At 30.0% G+C, this 4,343-nt stretch carries 2 protein-coding genes; both read right to left on the bottom strand.

Annotated features, from left to right (window positions below; all coding sequences use genetic code 11):
* Positions 1-322 precede the first annotated feature (322 nt).
* Positions 323-2,077 carry an ATP-binding protein gene (locus tag ES044_RS17805; protein ID WP_147120689.1) on the bottom strand — a complete coding sequence of 585 codons (1,755 nt, stop codon included), beginning with the start codon at positions 2,075-2,077 and terminating at the stop codon, positions 323-325.
* Positions 2,078-2,761: 684 nt separating this feature from the next.
* Entirely contained in the window at positions 2,762-3,502 is a 741-nt protein-coding gene (locus ES044_RS17800; protein WP_147120688.1) for a hypothetical protein, read from the bottom strand.
* Positions 3,503-4,343 lie beyond the last annotated feature (841 nt).

Here is a 4,343-nt window from a genome sequence, read left to right as displayed (position 1 = left end):
ATTAGCGAGAGAGTGTTCCACGTTCCGCATTTTTTTCTCCGATTTTGGGGTTCAAACTTTAAAGCAAAATGTTTTTTTAAATGACTTTAGCTTCTAATTTAGAAAATCAGCCAGTTTTTGCTAACGTCTCTGTATATGGCTCGTAGCGTGCAAATTAAACAAATAGTTTCGGATAAAGCACGAGCCGAATTTTTAAATTTTTCTTATTATCTTTTTTTACTAATAAGCCAAATTTAAAAATTTGGCGGACTGGCAAATATACCTTAACTTCGATTAATCAACTGCCTAGCTATGAGCTATATACGTTGTTATATGCAGGGCTTTACGCACTTTTTAATTCGTCTAAAAGCCAATTCAATTTTTGTCGAGCTACACTTATCAAGTCAACATAAGTACGATAGAGAACATCTCCACGTTCATTATGCGAACTGATTATACCTTTTACCTTACCACCTAAAAGTATAATTTCTATTTTCTGACTATGAAAATATACATTTAATTCATCACGATATTTTAATGCTTGTGCTTCAGTATCTCTATTTAAAGTAAAACTCGGTCTTTTAAACTCTATTAAAACTAAAGACCTCGTTATATTTCTACCAAATAGAATGTCAGGTCTATCATCAGGTTTATCTCCTTTATAGGTTTTATTAATTACTTTTTCAATTGAGCTTTTTAAACCTTGGTCTGAAAATATTACAGAATAGTCATCTCCAAAAAGCCAAGTGTTTTTTTCAAATGCAGTATGAACTGTTGATTCTAGCGTTTTTGGATTTTCGATTAAAATATTAAGTTCATCTAAAAATCTTAATCGATTAATTGCCTGATTTGTAATGATGCTCATTTCTAAAAAACCAAAATCAGATAGTGCTTCTGCAAATTTTTCAACATCTCCAGTTCTAGTCTCTTCAATATTTTGCACGATTTCCCAATAATAATCTTTTTCCATTGCAGAAACCATAACAGAAATAACTGTATTTATTCTGTCTTCTGTTTCTCCATAAAATTTTTCTAAAACTTTGTATAAGGCTTTCTTTGCAAAAGGTTGTTTATATTCTGGAAGCTTTTCGAGTTCTTTGTTTATTTTTCTTTGATAACGAGCCTTTGCCATTTTCATATCTGTAACAAAAACTTCGTCAACTGATTTTCTTAACTGTTCTGTTGTATTTGCAGTAAGTGAATTATAAAGTTTACTATTATCAATTACAGCACCAAAATCTGCTGTTAAATCATCCTCTAAATCATCACAAACTATTTCTCCGTAAACTCGATTTTGTAATTTTTTAGGAATTATTTCATCTTCTGAAAGGAAGTTTTGAGGTCTTCCAATTATTTTATTGTTAACTCTAATAGCAATGCCGGACTGCTTGATAGGTTTTTCAGTTATGGTATAATTTAATGTGGCCATCTTACCATTCGGTAATTCAATTCTCTCTGAATATGATTTGCCTTGAAGGTCTAAAACACCAATATCTTCTCCATTTATCGTAATATTAAAATCCATTTCACGACCATAATCACGAATTAGTATTTCTTTTAATCTTTCTGGATTTGGAAAATTGAAGTTTTGATTTATTCCCTCAAGAGTAATTCTGGTTCCGTGTTTAGCTTTGTCACAATCAGAAACTTTTATAGGAAGCGGAACTTTTTCTAAATCATATCCAGCTTTTGATAAGTCATCTTTATTGATTGTTAAAGAAGTCATTTTACCATTGACAAAAGTTTCAATAGTCATTTGACTAGCAACCATTAAACCTGAAAACTTACCAATTCCTTTCCGCCCTTTGACTTTTCTTTTTTTCTTAAAAGTCGTATTACCTTTTCGAGAAGTTCTGCTATTTGCGATATTTAAGTACTCATTTCGGACTTCCATTTCTTTCATTCCAGAACCATCATCTTCTATTATAATTTTAGGGTCAGGCGTTAATTCATCGGGAAGTATGATTTTGACATTTTCAGAGTCCGCGTCATAGGCATTGTCTATTAATTCCTTTGTAGCTTCTTCAACTGAACGATATGTTTCGCCTAATAATTCGGCTAGTTTAGGGTCGACTTTAAAATGTGCTGATTTTGTCATATCTTTTTTGAAGTACTAAAGTTTTTTTTGCCTTGCATATAACGTTTGTGTATAAAAATAGTTGCATTTTTTGACAACGAGGAATTTCCTACGGAAATTCAGAAGTTGGTAAAAAAGCAATAAACTTTGTTAAAGCACCAATTTAGCAATTTTTTTTATATAGTGTTATGTTTTGTTGCGAGGCACTTGAGTAAGCACGTTTTAATTCCGCTTTCAAATTTTCCGCAATTTTGTAAATTCCTACATTGTTAATTTTAAAACACTAATTTATGAAAAATTTTCCGAAAAAATTCCGCTTTTTAAAGTTTGAGTAATTTCACACGTTTTACTTCCGGTAGATTCTCAATTCCGCACTTTGCTAAATTCCGTTTGATTGGTAATTAGCGAGAGACTGTTCAGCATGCAATTCAGTTTTCATAAACGGTCTCAAATTCCGCAGAGATTTTCTATTCAACATGCTGGCAAGAATTCAGATGTTATATAGTTTAAATTCTTGTTTTTCATTCAAGTTTAATTAGCCTTTAGATTTTCCCGAGCAATGAAACATAACGTTGTTGTACAAGATTTTTTGCTGTGGTTAAGCGATAATGTTAATAAATAATAACTGAATATTAAGTCCGCTAGGACTTTCCTAAATAAGCCAAAACTAAAGCAATTAATTTTGTACGGTGTTGTAGCCAGTTTTTATTCATAACTGTATATATTTATTTTCTCACAATCGTGCTCGTTTCCATAAATAAATAATGGTTTTTTAATGTTCAATCCACTAAATAGTTCTCCTTGATTTTGTTTAAAAGCCTTATTCATTAGTAAATAGGTTTTATAGATGTAGGAATTTCTCAAATTTTGATAAAAATCTGTTTCAAAAATATCATTAAATATTTCGGCTTCTTCCAAATATTTTTCTAATTCTATCAAGTTGCTCCAAACTTTAGAATAATCAACACGTCCTAAAATCTCAAAGAAGTCTTTTTTGTAATTAAAATCAAAGTATTCAGGTTTTTCTAAAATTGGATACTGACCTTCTCCAAATCCACTGATCCAAGCATAAGGCTCAAAGTCATAAGTAAGAATGATTATTTGAATCTTTGAGTCTTCAATTTTTTTAATCCCTTTTTTGATTTTTTCAAATGATAATATTAGGTCTTTTGAAAAACTATCAATAATTTCATTTTCATTAATATTTAGTTCAATTGTTTTTTCATAACATTCTAAAAGTTTTGTGTTTTTTTTCGCTCTTTCAAAATTTTCAATTATAAATTCGTCGTAAAGTTTAACCGTCTTTTGTTCGTTAATACTAAATACATCTGGGTTTTCTGTTTTTAGTAAATCAATCCATTGAGAAAGTGAAGCGTGTTCAATTTCTCTATAGTTATTCAGAAATAGGCTTTCTAAATTTGAAATTATTGTTTGATTTAGGCTCATTTTTAAATTGGCTACCGTGTTTGTACATGGTTAGTTGCGACGGTTAATCACTAAAGATAATAAATAACTACAGAATAAAAAGTGCGCGAGGACTTTCCAAAGTAAGCGATTATCAAGCAATTAATTATGTACGGTGTTAGCTTTTAGTGCTTTTTTTTCGATTAATTTCTCGTTATTATTTTCTTTTTTCAATCTGCTTTTTAATTCCGCATTTTATGTGTTATTCAGCTCGATTTTCATTCCGTAAACGTACTCAAACTCTGTAATATTTTTAATTCAGATTACGAGTAAACAATTCCTCAATTTGCCAAATTCCGATTGGGTGAAATTGCCCTTTTCAATTCAGATTTCGATTCCACAAACGAGCTAAAAACTCCGCCATGATTTTTATTCCGCATTTGAGTGAGAATTCAGATTTTTATTTTTCCAATAATTAAAGTAAAGTCTCCCTGTCGCTATTGTTGAACTTGTCATTAAAAAGTAAATCATAACATACTTTTTTCGAAAAAAACTTTCAGTAAACAAATCAGTTGTGCATAATGTCAGTAATAATATTCCAACAAACCACAATAAAGTAAATAAAACCAAATTCTTTATCGATGGATTTTTTATGAAATTTCTTTTATCTGTTTCCATTTTTTTATTTTTTAGTAATTTAAAATTCCTTTTTCTGTTTTAGAATTCCGATTTCGAAAACTTGCTAATGCATTAAAGCTAACGTTTGTGTATAAAGAAAGTTGCGATTTTGTGTGCGAGGAATTTCCAACGGAAATTCAGTAGTACGCAAAAATGCAACGAACTTTGATAAAGCATTAATTTAGCAATTTTTTTTATACTTTGT

Source organism: Polaribacter sp. IC066 (assembly GCF_007997085.1).
Classification (GTDB): domain Bacteria; phylum Bacteroidota; class Bacteroidia; order Flavobacteriales; family Flavobacteriaceae; genus Polaribacter.
This window is presented reverse-complemented; position numbering and strand designations above follow the sequence as displayed.